At 56.4% G+C, this 1274-nt stretch carries 1 protein-coding gene and 1 pseudogene; both read left to right on the plus strand.

The window, feature by feature from the left end:
• Positions 1 to 177 (plus strand): annotated as a pseudogene (locus tag FTV29_RS15265) (LysR family transcriptional regulator); the annotation flags it as partial.
• A gap of 3 nt (positions 178 to 180) precedes the next feature.
• Positions 181 to 861: a LysR family substrate-binding domain-containing protein gene (locus FTV29_RS14975; protein WP_109354582.1), complete on the plus strand. Its 681-nt coding sequence runs from the start codon at positions 181 to 183 to the stop codon at positions 859 to 861.
• Positions 862 to 1274: the final 413 nt, after the last annotated feature.

The following is a 1274-nucleotide window of genomic DNA, read 5'->3' on the forward strand; positions in this document are numbered from 1 at the left end:
GCACTTGGTATCAGCCAGTCGAGCGTCAGCGCGCGTGTGAAAGCGCTGGAGGATAACCTTGGTGTCCTGCTATTTGAGCGCCATGCGCGGGGCGTTCGGCTAACAGACGCAGGCAGGCACTTCATGGAGCGTGTCACGGCGGGTGTCGATCAACTCGATCACGCAGTGAAGACCGCAGGCATGACAGCTCAAGGAGAATACGGCCGGCTTCGCATCGGCATCCATGCCTTAATCCCACGCAGCTTTCTCACGGAGCTGATCCGTCATTATCGGGAAGAACATACGGGCATTGAGGTTGAGATCACCGAAGGCACAGCCCGCGATGCGGTGATGCAGCTTCGTGCTGACCAGCTCGACGTGGTGTTCGTCGCGGGCAAGCCCGAGATGCCCGACTGCCATACCCGACCGATCTGGACCGAACCGCTGGTGGCCGTGCTATCGGATGGGCATCGCCTCGCCGGGCAGTCCGCAATCACTTGGTCCGATCTGGTCGGCGAGACTTTCATTGTTCGCTATGGTGGCACCGGCCCGCAGGTCCATGACCATATCGTGCTGCGCCTTGCCGGGCGTTGGCCCGCACCGTCGATCCGGCGCTTTGATGTGGGGCGCGACACGCTGCTATCTATGGTCGGACAAGGCTTCGGCATCACTATCGTCGGCGAGGCAACGTCATTGTTGCCGACGACCGGCATCGTCTTCCTGCCCTTCCTCGATGAACCGGAGCCGGTTGCCTTTACAGCCGTCTGGTCGCCGTTCAATCGCAACTCCGCACTGAAAAATCTACTCAACCTCGCAGGCAAAATGAAGCGTGACGGCGATTCGCCCAATCGTTTCCTGGATGGCACTCGACCGGCACGATAACGGCACAGGCGATCCATCCTATTTGCCGCCGATAGTATCCGGCAGCCCTCCGGCATCCTCTTTCCTGTTGCCCGTCCCGATTTTGCCTACTCTCTGATCGGCTCCGTCTCTTTTGCCTACTGAGCGCTGCCGCACAGCTCCATAGGCCGCTTTCCTGGCTTTGCTTCCAGATGTATGCTCTTCTGCTCCTGCAGCTAATGGATCACCGCAAACAGGTTACTCGCCTGGGGATTCCCTTTCGACCCGAGCATCCGTATGAGACTCATGCTCGATTATTATTATTATACTCTGTACACGACAAATTTCACAGAACCCTTATCCTATCAGGATTCTGCTTTCTTAAAATTGCCAAAATTTCCTTAAACTCTTCTTTTTTCCCAAAACCAATTAAACGCTGAATCGCCATTTGAACA

This window comes from Acinetobacter sp. YH12254, from assembly GCF_013417415.1.
In the GTDB taxonomy this organism is placed as follows: domain Bacteria; phylum Pseudomonadota; class Gammaproteobacteria; order Pseudomonadales; family Moraxellaceae; genus Acinetobacter; species Acinetobacter pseudolwoffii.

What these genes read in the sequence shown, in the direction of transcription:
- FTV29_RS14975 (WP_109354582.1), top strand. Translation starts at nt 181, where the DNA reads ATGACAGCTCAAGGAGAATACGGCCGGCTTCGCATCGGCATCCATGCC.